This window comes from Colwellia sp. BRX10-1, assembly GCF_014077545.1.
Lineage (GTDB): Bacteria > Pseudomonadota > Gammaproteobacteria > Enterobacterales > Alteromonadaceae > Colwellia_A.
In genome coordinates this window covers 144212-164014 of sequence record NZ_JACGWC010000002.1, presented here as the reverse complement: position 1 = coordinate 164014, position 19803 = coordinate 144212, and the positions used below count along the sequence as shown (strand labels likewise).

Below are 19803 nucleotides of genomic sequence, written 5' to 3'. Positions count from 1 at the left end.
TTTGTCGTTTTTTTTCGAAAAGCTGTCGCTATTTTGCTAGGGAATATTTTCTGACTTGATATTATCGAATTATGCAAGATGCACGATACTGATTTAACCAAGATAAATAAGTCATCATCAAGATAGTAAGGACTGCTCAATAAAATAAAACATAACGTTGATCATAAAAATAATATAAACAACGTCCCTATATATAAGAGAGAGTAGAACATATGAAAGCTTCTAAATTTACGACATCAATTATTGCTTTAGCCGTTACCGCAGCATTTTCAGCACAAGCTGCCGATGATCGATACATTATTAAAGTAGACGAAAGTAAAAAAGGCCTTGTTAAAGCTCTCGCTAAAAAATTAGGCGGCGAATTAAAAGTTGACGGCAAAGGTTTTATCGCTGCTTCATTCGCTGGTAAAGACTTAAGCCAAGTTAAAGGTTTATTAAATAACCCACATATTCAAATGATCGAAGAAGATCAACGCCGTGTACCACTTTCTGTATATAGTGATACTGCAGGCAACCCTGCTACAACTGAACTTACTCCTTATGCGGTTGTTCAATCTCAAGCTGACCAAGTTAACTTTAACGCTGGCGCAGGTATGAAGGTATGTGTTATCGATTCAGGTTTAGATCGCTCTAACCAAGATTTTATTTGGAACAATATCACTGGTACTAATGATTCAGGCACAGGTAACTGGGATGAAAACGGTGGCCCACACGGTACTCACGTAGCCGGTACCATTGGTGCTGCAGATAATGGTTTTGGTGTTGTTGGTATGGCACCGGGCGTTGATATGCATATTGTTAAAGTATTTAACGAAGCAGGTTGGGGATACTCTTCTGATTTAGCTTATGCAGCAAATATTTGTTCTGGCGCTGGCGCGAACATTATCAGCATGAGTTTGGGTGGTGGTGGTGCAAACAGCACTGAAGAGAACGCATTTAAAGCATTTACAGATGCGGGCGGTTTAGTTGTAGCAGCAGCAGGTAACGATGGTAACAATGTTCGTTCATTCCCAGCGGGTTACTCTTCAGTAATGATGATTGGTGCAAACGACAATAACAACGCTATTGCAGACTTCTCACAATTTCCAAGCTGTACAGCTACTTCAGGTAAAGGCAAAAATGCAACGACTGTCACAGACGAAACTATTTGTGTTGAAGTAACAGCTGGTGGTGTCGATACATTATCTACTTACCCGGCGGGTATGGCAACTAGCGCTTCAATGAGTGCTGATGGCGTTGCTTTTGCTTCCTCTGCAATGGAAAACTCAGGGTCAGTTTCAGGTAATACTTACAACATGGGTACTGCAGAGTCTACTGATTCAGGTGCAAACGGTATGGTTTGTGTTATAGAGCGTGGCGTTATTTCTTTCCATGATAAAGTGAATAACTGTGAACTTTCAGGCGGTATCGGTGCGGTTCTATATAATAACGAACCTGGTATGCTATATGGTACTTTGGGAGACACTAACGCAACTAGCATTCCTGCAGTAGGGGCTTCTCAAGAAGATGGAGCAGCGTTATTAGCAGCAAATACAGTTGATATTAACATTGGAGCTAGCGATTACGGTTTCATGAGCGGTACTTCAATGGCAACACCAGCAGTATCTGGTATTGCTGCGCTAGTTTGGTCTAATCATAACGGTTGTACGGGTACAGAAATTCGTGATGCACTAAAATCAACAGCGGAAGATAACGGCGCTACAGGTCACGATGACTACTTTGGTCACGGTATCGTTAAAGCAAAAGCGGCTAGCGATTACTTAACCGCTAATGGTTGTGGTGGTGGCGTTGTTACTCCTCCTCCAGTAGAAGGTGGCGATATTACTGCTGACGCATCAGGATACAAGGCTAAAGGTAAAAACAAAGTTGACGTAACTTGGTCAGGTGCAGCTACTGCAAGTGTCGATATTATCCGTAATGGTTCTTTAAGAACAACAACGGCAAACGATGGTGCTTATACCGACAGCTTTAGAACTTCTGGTTCGTTTACATATAAAGTCTGTGACCAAGGAACTAGTAATTGTTCTACGGAAACGACAGTTAATTTCTAGATTTATACGTTATTAGTACAAGGAAGTAGTCTTATTAACTAGTTGATATCCAGTTCATTATTTGAGCTGGATATTTTTATTTTAGTAATATGTAATGATTTTTAGTTATATGTATATACTCATAAGTTATTACAGGTTGGGTCCGGTTTAGTTTATGTTCACAATCAATGTGTATTTTGTAACTAATTATTAAAAATTGTTTAAATGTACAATTGTTTAAATTTAAATTACAAACATTAAGTTAAATTACCCTGACGTTTTTAAAAGATGTAACGGGAAAAGGGGATAAAAATTTTGAATATTTCTGTAAAAAACATTATAAAACCACTCTCACTTTTAGGTCTTATCAGCGTAACTGTTTGGCTGATCCATACAACACTTAATAAAAATGTAGATGCACAAAAGCAATCGTACATTATTTCTTCAAATAACTATCAATTATTGCAAACAGAATTAGCAACGCTAAACGTTCAACCAACGCATAAATTAGCTATTATCAATGCTGTTGCCGTTTCTCTTAATATTGAACAGTTGGCTCAGTTACATGCACAGTTAGATATTCAAGTTACGCAAAATCATAATGTAGAAATGTCTGGTGGTAATGCTTGGGGCAAGCGCAAATGGCAGCCAAAGTCTGTCGTTAATGACTTAATTGAGGCCTCTGCTGCTCATTCGGCCTACAATTTTGGCGATGGTGTAACTATTGGTTTTTTAGATACAGGCCTTGATCAATTAGAAGGAACATCTTCAGGTTTATCTACTGATTTATATGGTCGGGATAAGTTCTGGGGAACTTATGATGCGGTTAATAACAATATCAGTAATTATAGTAATGAAGAAAGTGGCCACGGTACACATGTCGCCAGTATTGCTGGCAATGCAGATTACGACGCTTACGGTAAAGTGTATGGTGTTGCGCCGAATGCTGCATTAGTTGGGATTAAAGCCTTTGATGCCGAAGGCAAGGCGACCTATGCAGACGTTATTCGTGGCATAGATTGGGCGCTACAAGTTAAAGATCAAATCAATTTAAAAGTATTGAACATGTCGTTCAGTGGGCCAGCTCGTTCATACTATTGGGAAGACCCACTTAACCAAGCAGTAATGAAAGCATGGCAAGCTGGTATTGTTGTCGTTGCTTCTGCTGGTAACAGTGGTCCTGGCCCTATGACAATCGGCGTTCCAGGTAATGTACCTTATATAATTACCGTTGGTGCGATGACTGATAACTATACGCCTTCTTATTTAAGTGATGACATAGTCGCTAGTTTTAGTTCGGCCGGCCCGACAGTCGAAGGATTTGTTAAACCAGAAATTGTCGCACCAGGCGGCCATTTATCAGGATTAATGGCTTTTGATACTCAAATCGTTCAGGAACATCCAGAATTTCACGACGGCGGACGATATTTTGAAATGTCAGGTACATCGCAAGCTGCTGGCGTTGTTTCTGGTGTAGTGGCATTGATGTTGACCCAAGATCCAACGTTAACTCCTGACGAAGTTAAGTGTAGACTAATGGACAGTGCTCATACCGCATTCGATAATAACGGTGAACTTGCTTATAGCGTATTTCAACAAGGTTCAGGCGTGGTTAATGTGGCGGATGCATTAGCTAGTAACGCTTCAGCATGTGCGAATCAAGCATTAGATATTGCACAAGACATTGCTGGTAATGAACACTATTTTGGACCTGCCAATATTAATGATGATGGTAATTTTTATGTTGAAGGTTTAGGCGATGAATATGTGTGGAAATTGGATGAAAGCAACGTTGATGGTGATAGTGTCATTTGGCGAATGAATTTCATCGAAAATGCTATCGATTGGAGAAACACTGCCTCAACAGATAGTGTTATCTGGCGAATGAACATCGAAACGGACAGTGTCATTTGGAGAATGAATGTCGAATCTGACTCGGTGATTTGGAGAATGAGTGTTGCTGATAGTACAACCGGAATTGATGTTAATAATTGGGTAGCACCACAATAGTGTAACTCACTCTAAGCCACTGTTATTAAAGTGGCTTTTTATTTTTTTATTTCATAATAGAAGATTCTATATACCCTCATCTTAGTAAGAGCTATCTTGTGAAAAATATACTCCCCTTTTTCTTATCAATTATCCTTAGTTGCAATATATTTGCACAAGATGTTAAGCAATTTAAAAACTTTGGGATTGATAACCCAATGTCTTATAGCTTTGTTAGAACCATGGCTCAAGATGAAGATGGTTTTATGTGGTTCGGCTCATCGGAAGGCTTAGACCGTTTTGATGGGCATCAAACACTAAATTTTCAACATGATAGTACCCAGCCTAACTCACTAAGCTCTAGTGTGATCAGTAGTATTCTTTTTGATAAACAGCAAAGGCTTTGGGTCGGTACTTTTGGTGGAGGCTTAAATTTATATAGACCAGAAAGCCAAGATTTTATCCATTTTACTAGAAAAACAAAAAATGCCACACTGACCAATGATACCGTAAATGCTTTATTTGAAGACAGTGAAGGTAAAATTTGGATAGCTACCGAAAATGGTGTGAATGTTCTCAGTACAGATGAAGAAAAATGGTCAACTCAGCATATATTTCAAGAATCAGGTAACCCAAATAGCCTGACCCATAATACTGTACTTTCAATAATTGAAACTCGTAACCAAGAAATTTGGATTGGTACTAATGGCGGTGGGGTTTCGATATTTGATCTACAGGGAAATTTTATTAAATCGATTAAGTATGGCGATCAAAAAAGTGCGACTTATGTTAATAAATTTGTCAGTAGTTTATATCTAGCTATTAATGGTGATATTTGGATAGGCACAGTTGATAGTGGTTTATTAAAATATACACCAAGTACAGAGCAGTTTATTCACTATCAAGATAATGTGAATGTTCAGTCAACAATTAGCAGTAATGCAATTAGTAATATTTATCAGGATTCAGAACAAAATATTTGGATTGGCACCGATAGTGGCTTATCTATTTATAATAATGAAACCAAAGACTTCAGTCGCTATAACAACTCCCCAAATAACCCTTACAGTATAAGTAATGATTTTGTTATTACTTTTTTTGAAGACAACCATAAGATGATGTGGGTAGGGACTTTTTCAGGTGTGAATCGTTGGGATCCGAATATGGCAACCTTTCGACAATATAGTACGCAAACAAATCCTATTTTAAAAAATAACAATATCACTAGTTTTGCGCAATTTGAACAAGGAAAATTTTTTTTTAGTACCTATGGTGGTGGTATCTATCAGTTGTCAGAAGCTGATAATTCCATTACCACCGTCGATTTTAATGCTTCTTTTTCAGAATATAGAATTATGAATCTATTTGCCGATGGCAACACTTTATGGGTGGGAACGAGAGGCTCAGGCTTATATTCAGTCAATTTAACAACCAATAAAGTGACTGGATATATCCATGATGCTAAAGATGAACATTCTATTTCAGCTAATAGTATTACCGATATTATTAAAGATATTAATGGCAACCTTTGGATATCTACTTTTCAACAAGGACTAAATTTATATAATGAAAACGGTACTTTTACTCGTTTTATTAAAAATGAATTAAACACTAAAAATGGTCCTAGCACTAATAGCATATTACAATTGCTGGCTGATGAACAAGGAATCGTATGGTTGGCCACATTTGGTGCAGGGTTAAATCGTTTTGATCCGGCCCTTGGGACGTTTACTCATTTTAGACATGATGAAAATACCCCTAATAGTATTTCGGATGACTTTACCTGGATAATGCTATTAGATCATGACAAGAACCTATGGTTTGGCACTCAAAATGCTGGCTTAAGTATATTAAGCCAAGAAGATCGTTACAGTAATAACTTTTCATTTTCCCATCTTAATACTAAAGATGGCATGAAAAGTTTGACCGTATATGGCATCACCCAAGATGCTAATGAAGATATTTGGTTTAGTACCAGTAAAGGTATTTCTCGGTTTTCAATCAGTGATAAAAATTTTAAACACTTTAATCTGACTCATGGCTTAGTTGATTTAGAATACACTCATTCTTCAGTATTTCGCTCAAAAGGTAACACCTTATATTTTGGTGCAGGCAAAGGCATGAGCACTATTAATCCAGAAAAAATTAATACCAGCTTGTCCGTTCCAGAAGTACGATTAACGAGTATATTAAAGCTGAATGAACCTATGCCTCTTGGCAGTAAATTATCTAACTTAAGCCAATTGGAATTTGATTACAGTGATCAGCTGATTTCCTTTGAATATGTTGGTTTAAACTATGCCAATCCGGAGTCAACTCTTTATAAGTATCGCTTGTTAGGCTTTGATGAGGAGTGGATAGCTGCAGGTAAATCACGACGAGCCACTTATACAAATTTACCTGCAGGTAGTTATACACTGCAAATTATTGCTGGAAATAACGACAATGTTTGGAGTGAACCGGGTTATTCATTAGCTATTACGGTTAAACCAGCACCTTGGAATACTTGGTGGGCTTATTTATTGTATGCCATGGCAGTAGCTTTAACTTTATTAGTCTATTCACGCTTTTTGAATCGAAAACTATTGGTTGAACAACTACAAAAATCTTACCTTAAAGAGCAGGTCAAAGAGAAAACGCAAAAGTTACAATCGCAAAATAGCGAACTTGAACATGCCAATATTCTACTTGAAAAGTCGGCAACGGTAGATAAAGTAACTGGGGTACGAAGTCGCCGCTATCTTGATATTTATATTGAGCAAACTAGCCAGCTGATGAATCAAATTCATCAGAATATTTTACCAGTACAGCGGAGCACTTTACCCCGTCTTTACGTCTTAATGGTTCAGGTTAATGAGTTGACCAATATCAGTAATAGCCAGTTGATTAACATTACTGATTTATTACTGTTTAGCAGAAATACCGATGACCTAGTTGTTCGTTGGTCCGATGATACCTTTGCTGTTATTGGTTATGAAAAAGACAACAATGCTGGTGAGTTAGCAGCGCGGTTAGCAAGTAAATTTGAAAAACAATTCGACGATAAAATTTCGATGAATATTGCTTATTCTTTTTATCCGTTTAATAGAGAGCAACCTATGGAAATATCGTGGGATCAAGTCAGTGTGATGATTGAACTTGGCTTAACATTAACAAGCGAAGAGCCAGCGATTGCTTGGCTTGGCTTATGTGAACCTAAGATACAACCCTTTAGCTACTTAGCGGTGATTCAAGGCGCTGATCTAGCGACACTTAAGCATAACATCCAAGTTAAGCAAGGTTAGCCTGAGTAGCTTTGTGGTTAGCTTTTAATGAATTGTTGTTGATATTGTTTTGGGGTGCAGTTAAACGACTCTTTAAAGCATCGACCAAAATATGTTTGTGAAGAAAAACCAACATCTAAGGCTATTCTGCCAATTTTAGAACCATTTTGTAGCAATATCTGTGCTTTTGCTAGACGGAACTCTTTAATGAAGTTATTAGGTGTTGTGCCCAGTGTTACTTTCATTTTTCGCTGCAGTTGGCGTTCACTCATCGCCATATTACTGGCTAGATCTTGAATACCTAAATCAGTTTCCAAGTACATCTTAGCAACAATGGTTTCTAGCTTTTCTATAAACTTTTCATCAACGGATAAGATAGCACTTTCGCTTGGAGTTAACTGCGACACTTTTTTTACGCTACTTTCTTTTTGTTGTTCTTTTTGATGGTCACGAAATTTATGTAAATAGTTCTGCTGGAGTAATTTACGATTTTCAATCAAATTTTCAATACGTATTAATAATTCCTGTTGATTGAAAGGTTTACTTAAATACTCATCTGCTTGTAAATTTAGGCCGTGAAGTCGACTATCTAAGTCTGAACGGGCGGTAAGCAAAATAACGGGAATATGAGAAGTAAGTTCATTTTCTTTTAATTGTTTAAGTACTTCGAAGCCATCAATGCCCGTTAGCATTATATCGCATACGATAAGGTCTGGTATATATTCCTCGGCGATGAGCAGTCCTTGTTCGCCGCTCATTGCTAATAAACAATGATGTTGCTGTTCAACCACACGTTTTATGTGATTTTGCATATCGAGATTATCTTCAATAACTAACACGACATTATGTAAATGATTTTTTGCTTTAGTTTTATTATTATTTTGTTCTAACAGCAATGATGATACTTCGCTTTGAGATACACTCATTGGCACTTGAGTTTCTATTTCGACAGCGGTAGCTAAAGGGATTGATAGAGAAAACTTACTGCCTTTATTGTATTCACTGACTAAATTGATACGCCAGTTATGCGCTTTTACCAATTCATTAACTAAAGATAAACCAATACCCACACCAAAAACAGCATGATTTTTTTCATCATCAGCTCTTTGAAAGCGTTCAAAGATTTTACTTTGTGATGCTTGATTAATACCTATGCCGGTATCTGTAATCTCTAAAATAACATTATCTTGATCAACATAAGCACTGACCTTGATACTACCGCCAGCAGGTGTATATTTAATCGCATTAGCAAGTAAGTTGAAGATGATTTTCTCAAAACCTTGAGCGTCACATTCTAGCCAAAGGTCATCAGATATTTCAGCATCAAAACTTAAATCATTTTGTTTAGCTAAGCGTGAAAATGAATCAATTGGCATAGCCATTAACTGACTTAATCGATAAGTAGACAATGAAAGCTTAGGGTTGTCAGTAAGGCGAGAGAGTTCTAATAGTTGTTCAACCATACGAACTAAACGCAAACCATTACGCTTAGCGGTAGTAAGTTCCAACCCTTCTTCTTTACTGTGAGCTTTGAGTAGATATTGGTCTAAAATGCCATTAATAATTGTCAATGGCGTCCTAAACTCATGGGAAATGTTCGCAATAAACTTATCTTTTAAATCTAACATCTGCTTTTCAGCTAACTTTCGTGAAGTTAAATTAATAAAGGTAATAACAATAAGGGGTTGTTCTTCGCGATCTGCCCACTGCAATTCAACCTGAACTGGGAATTCAGTACCATCGGCACGTCGAGCAGCACACTCTACTGAAATACCGATATCTTTACGTTGTAAGGCGTATACATTACTTTTGAAGCCAAAAAAGTAATGCATAGTGTCTTCTGCAGAAAAAAGTGCGCTGACATTCGTGCCTTTCAATTCATGTTCTAAACTTTGGAACAATTGAACTGCGGCAGGGTTTGACGATAATATTTCGCCGCCCGTTGATGTCGTCAAAATAGCATTATTAGATGCTCGGACAATGGCTTTGTCTTCACTATTAAGAATTGAGCTGAGTAATTTATGGTTGGTCTGTATTAACTCTTTTTGTTCTTGTTGCTGAGTGAAAGCGTTTTCCTTGAATTCGAGCGTGTTTTTTCTTTTATTGTAAGCAATAAGAATGACTAAAATAAAAGCAATAACGCCCCAAATACCAATAACAAAAGACTGCCAGAAAGAATTTGTAATGTAGTGTGCCCCAACTTCTAAACCAACGATATGAATGCTAAAAATAATACTCACCAGCAATAAAATGTAAAATTCGGGAAAGGTATCTTTTGAAATAGGTTTGGTCGGTCTTTGAATGTTTAATGATGCACTTGCGGCAAAAATAAGACCACAGTATGGGATTAACGCTATTAAGCTGTTCGTATAATTGTCTTTATAAAGGGCTTGCTCTTGAAGAAGAAAATAACTATTAGTGTTATCAACTAACAAAGCTAATGAGGCAATGGCTAATGGCCAATAAATAGCGCGCCAAAATTTTTCATGACAAAAAATAACACAGCTGATTAGTCTAATAAAAATGAGGCCAGAAATGGTGATATGAAATAATAATGACGGTAATAACCTGTGATCTAACGCTTTTGAAAACTCTTCTGGCAGCAGTACGAAATAACAAAAACAGGTGACTGTAAAAAATAGTGCTGGCACTCGACCCGCAATGTATTTATTGAGTGGCGTTTCGCTGAGATGCGGGTTGGTTTCTATGGCCAGTAAGATAAAAAAGTAACTGAACAAAGAGAAAAAATCTTGCAGGATCGGGGGGGTGTTTATGTAGTTACCTGCGAAGATAACACCCGAAATAAGATCAATGATAATAGCGAGAGAGAAAAACTGCCAGAACAATTTTAATGAACGTGATCTGGTCTGTAAATAGCTATGAACAACAAAGAATACTGCGGTAGCCTGTAATAATATAGTAGGAAGTGATAGCAAAAGAGCAGAGGAAATATCAAGAGTGCTGGTGATCGTTGCATAGGGTAATAAGGTTAAAATTATTGTAATAAATAAAAGTGTTTTTTTATTAAAATATAGCAATGATGTGATCCAATATTAAAGTGACGTTTAGTATGTTGCCTAATCATGAGGCTAATTATTTTCTCCTTTAATAAATATAGTATACATTAATTTAACACTATATAAATGAATGAAAAGCTTTCACTGGCTATTTATATCGTTGAGTAAAAAGGCTAATTTTTCAATATTAGCATTCGACAATTGCCGATAATCAAAATAGGGACACACAATTAAATTTTTAGCTTTATCAATAGCAAATTGTTCATCTAGCCAAGTGAAATTAGCGTTTAGTTGATTTGTCGCTAACAAATTTTTGGCGTAGGTTTTTCCACAAATAATATGCAGAGTTTGCTTAGTGGTTGATAACTGAGGCGGAGAAAATAATAAAGCCGTTTGAGAGCCTTGCTGCAGCAAAAATCGCTCTCGATATTTTTGCCAAGTTGGCGCAAGTGTTGAGTAAGCGAATTTTTCTTTATCGAGTGCGTAAAGCAGCTTCGCATAAACATTGAAAACTTTCCGCCAACCATTGCCACAAGCTTGATTAACCATCTCTATTTCGCCCAAGGTTAGCGGCGATAGACAAGATAATTGCTGATATTCAAGCATACTCGGTTTATTGCCAATATAAACGGCGACGCTAAAGTTTGAGCAACCTAAACCAATAACATTCAATGGTACTTAACTCATTTTACGTGGGGGGTATGTTGAATTGTAAATTTATAATCGAGACAAGTAAAACGTCCTTAAAATTTTTTTGCTTGAATGTATGTAGTTACTGGTAAAGTTAGATCGATTGAAGATTATCAATGTCTAACAGATAACTAATATAAAATGTTAATATCGTATAGCTTTCTATGGCTATTTAAAGGTCCACGCGAGAAGTTTATCGAAAAAAATGACATTACAAGGGTAATGGCTTCAAATTTTGTTGGAGAAAACTGTTTTATATTTTATATTTGTGGCAGCTAAAAATATATTGCTTAGCTGCTGTTTAACATGACTACAGTATCAATAATGAATTCTAAAAAAAAATGATGGAGCGCAGCTATGAATGAAAAAATTGCAGCACTTAAGTCAGACCTAGCGCTACTTAAAGAACAATTTAGTAAAAAAATTACTGATGCAGAAACTCGTTTAAAAAATATGATTGAACAAGAAAGCTTAGATACTTCGGTTGAACGTGGCTATAAAATTCAAGCTTCTTTTGAAGAGCCAGCAGATTCTTTAGCTAATGGTGAATGTGTAATTTTACTGCATGGGCTTGCACGTTCGGCTAACTCCATGAAAGCTATTGAAAAACGATTGTTAGCAGAAGGATATTTTGTGATAAATATCAACTACCCTTCTAGAGATTATTCGATAGAAGAGTTGGCTGAAAAAGTGATTTCTAAAGCGCTATTAATTTGTGAAAATCGCCAAGTTAACTTTGTTACCCATTCAATGGGCGGTATATTAGTTCGCCAATATTTAAGTATGCATAAAATACCTAATTTACATAAAGTCGTGATGCTAGGTCCACCAAACAAAGGCAGTGAAGTTGTTGATAAACTAAAAAATACACCTGGTTTTAGTTTCATCAATGGTGATGCGGGTATGCAATTAGGTACCGGCGAATTCAGTGTCCCTAGTAACCTTGGCAATGCTAATTTTGATTTGGGTGTTATTGCCGGTAATCAAAGTATTAATTGGATATTATCAACACTTATTCCTGATAAAGATGATGGTAAAGTTTCGGTTGCTAGTACCAAACTTGATGGTATGAATGATCACATTGAAATGGAAACGACCCATCCATTTATGATGAAAAACGAAAAAGTTATCGAACAAGTTATCCATTATTTAAAATCAGGGAGTTTTCAAAAATAATTCGGCTAGAAAACTTGCCTTTACTAACGACCTGTATATACTCACAGTAACAACTGTGTAAATTTACAGGCTCCCTATGCTAAATGAAATCAGCGAATTACGCCCTCTAACGAACCGACAACAACAAGTTTTTGATCTGATCAAAGACAAAATAAGCGATACGGGCATGCCACCAACGCGTGCTGAAATAGCCAAGTTTTTTGGCTTTAAATCAGCAAATGCAGCAGAGGAACATTTAAAAGCTTTGGCTAAAAAAGGCTATATAGAAATGTTGCCAGGTACTTCTCGCGGCATTCGTTTGACTGAGAAGTTAATGGAAGAAGCCGGTTTACCTTTAATCGGCAGAGTGGCTGCAGGTGAACCTATTTTAGCTGCAGAGCATGTTGAAGATCATTACAAAGTTGATGGTAATTTGTTCCACCCAGCTGCTGATTACTTATTGAGAGTTAATGGCGAAAGCATGAAAAATATCGGCATACTTGATGGTGACTTGTTAGCGGTTCATCAAACGACCGATGTACAGAATGGCCAAGTAATTGTTGCTCGTGTCGAAGAAAATGTTACGGTTAAACGTTATAAACGAGAAGGTAACATCGTTTACTTACATGCAGAAAATGATGACTTCTCTCCTATAAAAGTCGATTTGTCTGATCAAGAGTTTAATATTGAAGGGTTGGCTGTTGGCGTTATTCGCTCGGCAGACTGGATGTAGTTAAGTTAACCTATCCAATAAACTTGGTGGTAACTAAATCAATTTATCTAACAAATATAGTATTAATTACGTCAAACTGCTCCGCAAACTTTAGTGTATAAAATAGGCTAAAGTTTGCTTTTCTAACCTTTCGTATTCTTTTCATGCAAACCTTTCTCTTTACTAAGAATAATTTTCATTCTAAAGCCCATTCAAACAACTTTATCTTTCTCTGATTAAAAAACAACCAAGATCAATTTTTGCAATACGCGTATTTATACTCAGCTGTTTATTTTTAATACTACGGCTACAGCCCTTTGTTATTAGGCCTTTGCTTGTATTAGAGTTGATACTCTATTGTTTTTATTGGTTTTTATTTTAAAATAGCTCGATTTTTAAATTGACCCAGATCAACTTTTAAGTAATTCTAGTTTGGAATGTGTACAAATATAAATATAAGGCGATGTTGTCGACGCTAACTGGTTGATAACAAAATCGCTAAGAAAATAATAAAAATCCGTACTAAAGGATGTGTTTTGTCCTAGGTATCAAGTTTTAAACTTTTATAGGGTGAAGGAGATGTCGTGTGAAAAGACGTAACCTAGGTTGGCTGTTGTTGGGGAGTGTTCTTTCCAGTTCAGCTTGGGCAGATATGCAATTAAATCTGACCAAGGGTGTAACAGAAGTAAGTAGAGATGTTTACGATCTACATATGCTCGCAATGTATATATGTGTAGCAATTGGTGTGGTCGTTTTTGGTGCTATGTTTTGGTCAATGGTTTTCCATCGAAAATCCAAAGGGGCTAAATCAGCAGATTTTCATGAAAGTACAAAAGTAGAAATCCTCTGGACAGCAATTCCCATTGTCATTCTTATCGCTATGGCTGTACCAGCAACAAAAACACTGATTGAAATGGAAAATAACGACGATTCTGACGTTACCATTCAAGTTACCGCCTCTCAGTGGAAATGGCATTACAAATATTTTGATCAAGATATTGAGTTCTACTCCGTTTTATCGACGCCAAGATCACAGTATGAAACACAAGAAGGTAAACACCTTAATGTTGATGCTGGCGATAAAGTCAAAGGTGAAAATTACCTACTCGAAGTTGATAAACACCTTGTCATTCCAGTTAATAAAAAAGTACGATTTTTAATCACTTCTGACGACGTTATTCATGCTTGGTGGGTACCTGCTTTTGCTGTAAAGCAAGATGCTAACCCAGGATTTATTAATGAAGCATGGACAAAAGTTGACAAGCCTGGGATATACCGAGGTCAGTGTGCTGAGCTTTGTGGCAAAGACCATGGTTTTATGCCAATTGTTGTCGAAGTAAAGTCTGAAGCAGACTATGCAAAATGGCTTGATGAACAACACCAACTCAACGCTCAAGCCGCTGCTGCTGAGAAAGCATCTCTTAACGCTTCCGCATCAATGGATGAATTGATGACCTTGGGTGAAACTACCTATATTGCCCACTGTGCTGCCTGTCATCAAGTTTCTGGTGCTGGTCTACCTCCTGCATTTCCTGCACTTAAAGGAAGTCCAGTTGCTACGGGTAGTATTGCCGCGCATATTGATATTGTACTCAATGGTAAAGCGGGTACAGGTATGCAAGCTTATGGTAAGCAGTTAAGTATGAAGCAAATTGCTGCAGTTGTGACCTACGAGCGTAATGCTTGGGGTAACAATACCGGTGATGCCGTACAAGCCGCTGATGTTAAAGGTGCTGCTAAGGGATCAGGCAATGACACAGAAACACCGGTAGCAGTTGCTGAAATGGTTGCTGAAGAAGCCCCAGTAGAAGATCTAACTAAAGTGTACAGCGAAGATGAACTGATGGTTATGGGTGAGCAAGTTTACATGAAAGCTTGTGCTGCTTGTCATCAAGTTTCTGGTGCGGGTTTACCTCCGGCATTTCCAGCACTAAAAGGTAGTGCAATTGCACTGGGTGATATTGCTGTGCATATAGATATGGTTATTAATGGCAGTAAGAAAAACCCTGCTATGGCTGCTTTTGGTAGCCAGTTAACTAAAACCGAAATAGCGGCAGTTGTTACTTATGAGCGTAATGCTTGGGGCAATAACACCGGTGATTTAGTACAACCTGCAGCTGTTGATGCTGCTAGTGCGAAGTAGGAGGATATAAAATGACTACAGACGTTATAGAACAAGAATCGCACGACGATCATCATGATGACCATAAAATGAAAGGCATCAAACGTTGGTTGTACACGACAAACCATAAAGATATAGGTACGTTATATCTATGGTTTGCTTTTATTATGCTATTAACCGGCGGCGCTTTAGCCATGGTTATTCGAGCCGAGTTATTCCAACCCGGTTTACAAATAGTGGAGCCTGATTTTTTCAATCAGCTAACAACCGTACATGGTTTGATCATGGTATTTGGTGCAATTATGCCGGCCTTTACCGGGTTTGCTAACTGGATGATACCTATGATGATTGGTGCTCCAGATATGGCCTTACCACGTATGAATAACTGGAGCTTCTGGATTCTACCTTTTGCTTTTGGGATTCTTTTGTCTACATTCTTTATGGAGTCAGGTGCGCCTAACTTTGGTTGGACATTCTACGCACCACTTTCTACAACCTATTCAAATGGTAGTACGGCATTTTTTGTTTTTGCTGTTCATATTATGGGTATCTCATCAATAATGGGCGCAATTAATATTGTTGTTACTATTATGAATATGCGTGCGCCTGGTATGACTTACATGAAAATGCCATTGTTTGTTTGGACATTTTTTATTACCGCGTACTTATTGATTGCGGTGATGCCCGTGCTCGCAGGTGTGGTAACTATGTTGTTAACCGACACTTATTTTGGTACTAGTTTCTTTGATGCCGCTGGTGGCGGTGATCCGGTATTGTTCCAGCATCTTTTCTGGTTCTTCGGGCATCCTGAAGTTTACATCATGATTTTACCTGCTTTTGGTATTGTTTCGACAATTATCCCAGCGTTTGCTCGTAAGAAGTTATTTGGCTACAGCTCAATGGTTTATGCAACGGCATCGATTGCTGTGTTGTCATTTATTGTTTGGGCGCATCACATGTTCACGACAGGTATGCCGTTATTTGGTGAACTGTTCTTCATGTATTGCACCATGTTAATTGCCGTACCTACGGGTGTTAAAGTGTTCAACTGGGTCGCAACTATGTGGCGTGGTTCAATGAGCTTTGAAACGCCGATGTTATTTTCTATCGCGTTTGTCATCTTATTTACTATAGGCGGATTCTCTGGTTTGATGTTGGCATTAACACCTGTTGATTTCCAATACCATGATACCTACTTTGTTGTTGCTCATTTTCATTATGTATTAGTTACCGGTTCATTATTCTCGATTTATGCTGGTGCATACTTCTGGTTGCCAAAATGGACAGGTCATATGTATAACGAGTCGTTAGCTAAATGGCATTTTTGGTGTTCACTGATTTCAGTTAATTTACTATTCTTCCCTATGCACTTTTTAGGATTAGCGGGCATGCCTCGTCGTATTCCAGATTATGCGTTGCAGTTTGCTGATTTCAACAAGTGGGTCAGTATTGGTGGTTTTGCCTTTGGTCTTTCGCAACTAATATTCTTAGCGGTAGTCATTAAGTGTATTAGAGGTGGAGAGAAAGCATCGGCTAAACCTTGGGATGGCGCTGAAGGTTTAGAGTGGACTGTTGCAAGTCCTGCTCCGTACCATACATTTTCAACACCACCAAAAATTGATTAAGTTAATAAAATATGAATAAAGGTGACGAATTGCAAAATTCAAATAACAAAGATAGCACTGCTATAACGAAAAACAATCAAGTGATAAAAAAGCTGGTTATGATTGTTTTTGGTATGTTTGGTTTTGGTTTTGCACTTGTCCCTTTATATGATGTGTTTTGTGATATTACTGGTTTGAATGGAAAAACGTCAACCACTGCCGCCGCTGTCTATAATGTTGAGCAGATTGACACAAAAAGAATTGTTACGGTGCAGTTTATTAGTCGAACCGCCCAAGGTATACCTTGGCAGTTTGAACCTATGGTCCGTGAAATAAAAGTTCATCCCGGTGAAATGAAACTTGTTAAATTTTATGCAAAAAATGAATCCACCCGCGATATTATTGGCCAAGCAGTTCCGTCAGTATCGCCCGGTTTAGCGGCAGCGTATTTTCAAAAAATTGAATGTTTTTGTTTTACGCAGCAACCGCTAAAAGCGAATGAAGAGGTAGAAATGGCGTTACAGTTTTATGTTGACCCAGAATTACCTGAAGATATTTCAACGCTAACTTTGTCTTACACTTTGTATGACGTGACCGGAAAAGTGGAATCGTAGCAATTTATACTGAGCACTTAGCGTGTAACAGTATTTGTTTAGGGGAATAATAATGACAACAAAAGAATATGAAAGTTATTACGTACCATCACAAAGTCATTGGCCAATTGTTGGCGCAGTGGCACTGTTTTTAATTGCTGTTGGCGCCGGGAACTATGTTTCTACGTTAAATAGTAGCGAAGGTGGCATTGGCGGTTACATATTGCTTGCCGGCATTTGTTTAGTTATATACATGCTCTATGGTTGGTTCAGTAACGTTATAAACGAATCGATGGCAGGTAAGTATAGCCATCAAATGGATAACTCATTTCGTCAAGGAATGAGCTGGTTTATCTTTTCTGAAGTGATGTTTTTTGCAGCATTCTTTGGTGCCTTATTTTATGCCCGCACGTTATCAGTACCTTGGTTGGGCGGCGCAGATAATAATGCCATGACTGGTGCTGTTTTATGGCCTGAGTTTGTCGCAAGTTGGCCGTTATTAGTCACACCAGATGGAACCGAAACAACTCAAATGGGCTGGTATGGCCTACCGTTAATTAATACTATTTTGTTATTAACGTCTTCAATTACTGCACATTTAGCACATTCAGCCTTAGAAAAAGATAATCGTAAAATGCTGAAAATATGGTTAGGTTTTACCATATTATTAGGTGTTGTCTTTTTATTCTTGCAAGTTGTCGAGTATATGCACGGCTATTCAGAAGAAATGAAATTGTACTTAACTAGTGGTATCTATGGTTCAACTTTCTACTTACTGACCGGTTTTCATGGTATGCACGTTACCTTAGGTACCGTCATGCTTATTGTGGTATTTTTAAGGGTGTTAAAAGGCCACTTTACCCCAACAAATGCTTTTGCTTTTGAAGCGGCAAGTTGGTATTGGCATTTTGTTGATGTGGTTTGGGTGATACTGTTTGTTTTTGTTTATATCGTATAAAAAATTACTGATATAAACGTTTAAGAAATATTGTAGGTGAAGCTAGCTTCACCTACTTTTTATTTTTAAGCGAGTTGATTAGAATGGTCGTGGGTGTGGCGTAATAACGCCTGTTAAAATAGCGACTAGCATAAGTATAATAATGAAGGCTGAAATCATCACGCGTCGGCCAATAAATTTTGACATTGACGGTTTACTTGGGTCATTTTTGTTTAAGACAAAGAGTGCCTGAAACAGGCTAAATACCATGAAGACTAAGCAGCCAATAATAATTATTTTTATCGCAAATGCCATTTAAAAATTTCCTATGTTGTTATGTTCGCTTTAAGCATATTTAAGGAATTAATTGTTTGAAAAATTTTATATCAAACATTCGCCTACCTTGGTTGATATTTACCCTACTTGTTTTTTCCGGATTAGTAAAACTCGGATTATGGCAAAGTGATCGTGCTTTACAAAAAGAGCAACGCATCGCAACCATTACACAATTGAGCCAAACACAAGCCTTGTCACTTTCTCAAGTGCTCTCAGAAAAAAATGAAATTAATGATCTACCGATCACTATGTTTGGGGAATTTGATAATAATACTATTTTTTTATTAGACAACCAAACGAATAAAGGACAATTAGGTTATCGTGTTTATCAAGTGTTTAATAGTGGTGAGCAGGCGGTCTTAGTTAATTTAGGTTGGGTAGTAGGTTCTATAAATCGTCAAGAAATTCCCGATGTGCAGGCTATTATTGGAAAGTATCAACTATCAGGTCACGTACGTAAAATCGAGCAAGGCATAATGTTAATGGAACAAGTCTTGGTTAAAGGTGAGTGGCCATTGCGTGTTCAGCAGATAGAATTAGATAAATTTTCAACATTAATTTCACGTCAACTCTTGCCCTTTGTTGTCTACTTAGATAAAACAGAGAGTGTGGGTTATGAAAAAAATTGGCAACCAATTGTTATGCCGCCTGAAAAACATCGTGCTTATGCCTTTCAATGGTTTAGTTTGGCGATAGCATGGTTATTGTTGATGATATGGGCGTCAATTAAATTGGGTAGAAATAGTGAACAAGCGTTAAATCACTAATAAAAAAAATAATAAGGTCTAAGTGTATGAATGATGTATCACAGAAAAAATCTCGTCGTAGTATGGTCATGGTGCTGGGCGCTTTTATCCTCCCTATCGTGTTAGCAAAACTCGCCTTAACTCAAAATTGGCTTGATTATGGTGTGACGAACAAGGGCACTTTAGTTGAGAATGAACTGACTTTAGAAAAGTTAGGCTTGAGTCAACCCGCTTTACAAAAAACTTGGTCAATTATTTATAGCTTGCCACAGCATTGTGATGATCACTGTGAACAAACGTTACTTAGTGTTAATAACTCTTACATAGCCCTGGGTAGAGAAATGCCCAGAGTAAAGCGCGTCGCACTTTCTCCTAATCCACTCTCACCTCAGCAAACGGAAAGGTTAACTGAAAACAGCTGGGTGATCATTTCTACTCCAAGTCTAGTTGATGACTTTTTATCAGATACCAAAGTCTTAGTTGTTGACCCTTTAGGTAATGTGGTTTTATCTCATAAACCACCGACAAATGATGATGCTCAAGCAATGTTTGGTAAAGAAATCTTAGCCGATATGAAGAAATTACTTAAGTATTCAAGGGTGGGTTAAG

14 protein-coding genes are annotated in these 19803 nt (G+C 37.5%); 11 read left to right on the top strand and 3 right to left on the bottom strand.

Annotated elements, in window-relative coordinates:
- The first annotated feature begins 212 nt into the window (after nt 1–212).
- The 3 genes from H4J75_RS03170 (at nt 213) to H4J75_RS03160 (ending at nt 7303) form a co-directional block, all read left to right on the top strand.
- Nucleotides 213–2051: a S8 family serine peptidase gene (locus H4J75_RS03170; protein ID WP_182221320.1), complete on the top strand. Its 1839-nt coding sequence runs from the start codon at nt 213–215 to the stop codon at nt 2049–2051.
- Between the two features lie 294 nt (nt 2052–2345).
- The gene (locus tag H4J75_RS03165; RefSeq protein WP_220465217.1) at nt 2346–4040 is read left to right on the top strand and encodes a S8 family peptidase; all 1695 of its coding nucleotides are present in this window, start codon (nt 2346–2348) and stop codon (nt 4038–4040) included.
- Between the two features lie 98 nt (nt 4041–4138).
- A complete protein-coding gene (locus H4J75_RS03160; RefSeq protein WP_310733588.1) occupies nt 4139–7303 on the top strand; it encodes a two-component regulator propeller domain-containing protein in 3165 nt (1054 codons plus the stop codon).
- A gap of 17 nt (nt 7304–7320) precedes the next feature.
- Here H4J75_RS03160 and H4J75_RS03155 read toward each other — a convergent pair whose 3' ends face one another.
- Both H4J75_RS03155 and H4J75_RS03150 read right to left on the bottom strand, forming a co-directional pair.
- Nucleotides 7321–10320, bottom strand: coding sequence for an ATP-binding protein (locus H4J75_RS03155; RefSeq protein ID WP_259366370.1), 3000 nt, complete (start codon nt 10318–10320; stop codon nt 7321–7323).
- A gap of 120 nt (nt 10321–10440) precedes the next feature.
- The gene (locus H4J75_RS03150) at nt 10441–10971 is read right to left on the bottom strand and encodes a DUF6942 family protein (protein WP_182214469.1); all 531 of its coding nucleotides are present in this window, start codon (nt 10969–10971) and stop codon (nt 10441–10443) included.
- A 375-nt stretch (nt 10972–11346) separates the two neighbouring features.
- Here H4J75_RS03150 and H4J75_RS03145 point away from each other — a divergent pair, with 375 nt between their 5' ends.
- The 6 genes from H4J75_RS03145 (at nt 11347) to H4J75_RS03120 (ending at nt 18133) form a co-directional block, all read left to right on the top strand.
- Nucleotides 11347–12165, top strand: a complete 819-nt coding sequence (locus H4J75_RS03145; protein ID WP_310733553.1) for an alpha/beta fold hydrolase — start codon at nt 11347–11349, stop codon at nt 12163–12165.
- A gap of 76 nt (nt 12166–12241) precedes the next feature.
- Nucleotides 12242–12877, top strand: coding sequence for a transcriptional repressor LexA (gene lexA, locus H4J75_RS03140; protein WP_182175283.1), 636 nt, complete (start codon nt 12242–12244; stop codon nt 12875–12877).
- A gap of 565 nt (nt 12878–13442) precedes the next feature.
- Nucleotides 13443–14999 (top strand): cytochrome c oxidase subunit II, encoded by a 1557-nt coding sequence (gene coxB, locus H4J75_RS03135; RefSeq protein WP_404842493.1) that lies wholly within the window; start codon nt 13443–13445, stop codon nt 14997–14999.
- Between the two features lie 11 nt (nt 15000–15010).
- On the top strand, nt 15011–16603 hold the full coding sequence (ctaD, locus tag H4J75_RS03130; RefSeq protein WP_182214468.1) for a cytochrome c oxidase subunit I: 1593 nt from the start codon (nt 15011–15013) through the stop codon (nt 16601–16603).
- A gap of 11 nt (nt 16604–16614) precedes the next feature.
- Nucleotides 16615–17196, top strand: coding sequence for a cytochrome c oxidase assembly protein (locus H4J75_RS03125; RefSeq protein WP_182214466.1), 582 nt, complete (start codon nt 16615–16617; stop codon nt 17194–17196).
- Nucleotides 17197–17248: 52 nt separating this feature from the next.
- Nucleotides 17249–18133: a cytochrome c oxidase subunit 3 gene (locus H4J75_RS03120; protein ID WP_182214464.1), complete on the top strand. Its 885-nt coding sequence runs from the start codon at nt 17249–17251 to the stop codon at nt 18131–18133.
- Between the two features lie 78 nt (nt 18134–18211).
- On the opposite strand, the gene H4J75_RS03115 is transcribed toward H4J75_RS03120, so the two are convergent.
- On the bottom strand, nt 18212–18427 hold the full coding sequence (locus H4J75_RS03115) for a DUF2909 domain-containing protein (protein WP_070375487.1): 216 nt from the start codon (nt 18425–18427) through the stop codon (nt 18212–18214).
- 56 nt (nt 18428–18483) lie between these two features.
- Between H4J75_RS03115 and H4J75_RS03110 the strand changes: the two genes are divergently transcribed.
- A complete protein-coding gene (locus tag H4J75_RS03110) occupies nt 18484–19215 on the top strand; it encodes an SURF1 family protein (RefSeq protein WP_182221319.1) in 732 nt (243 codons plus the stop codon).
- 26 nt (nt 19216–19241) lie between these two features.
- Entirely contained in the window at nt 19242–19802 is a 561-nt protein-coding gene (locus H4J75_RS03105; RefSeq protein WP_182214460.1) for a hypothetical protein, read from the top strand.
- Nucleotide 19803 lies beyond the last annotated feature (1 nt).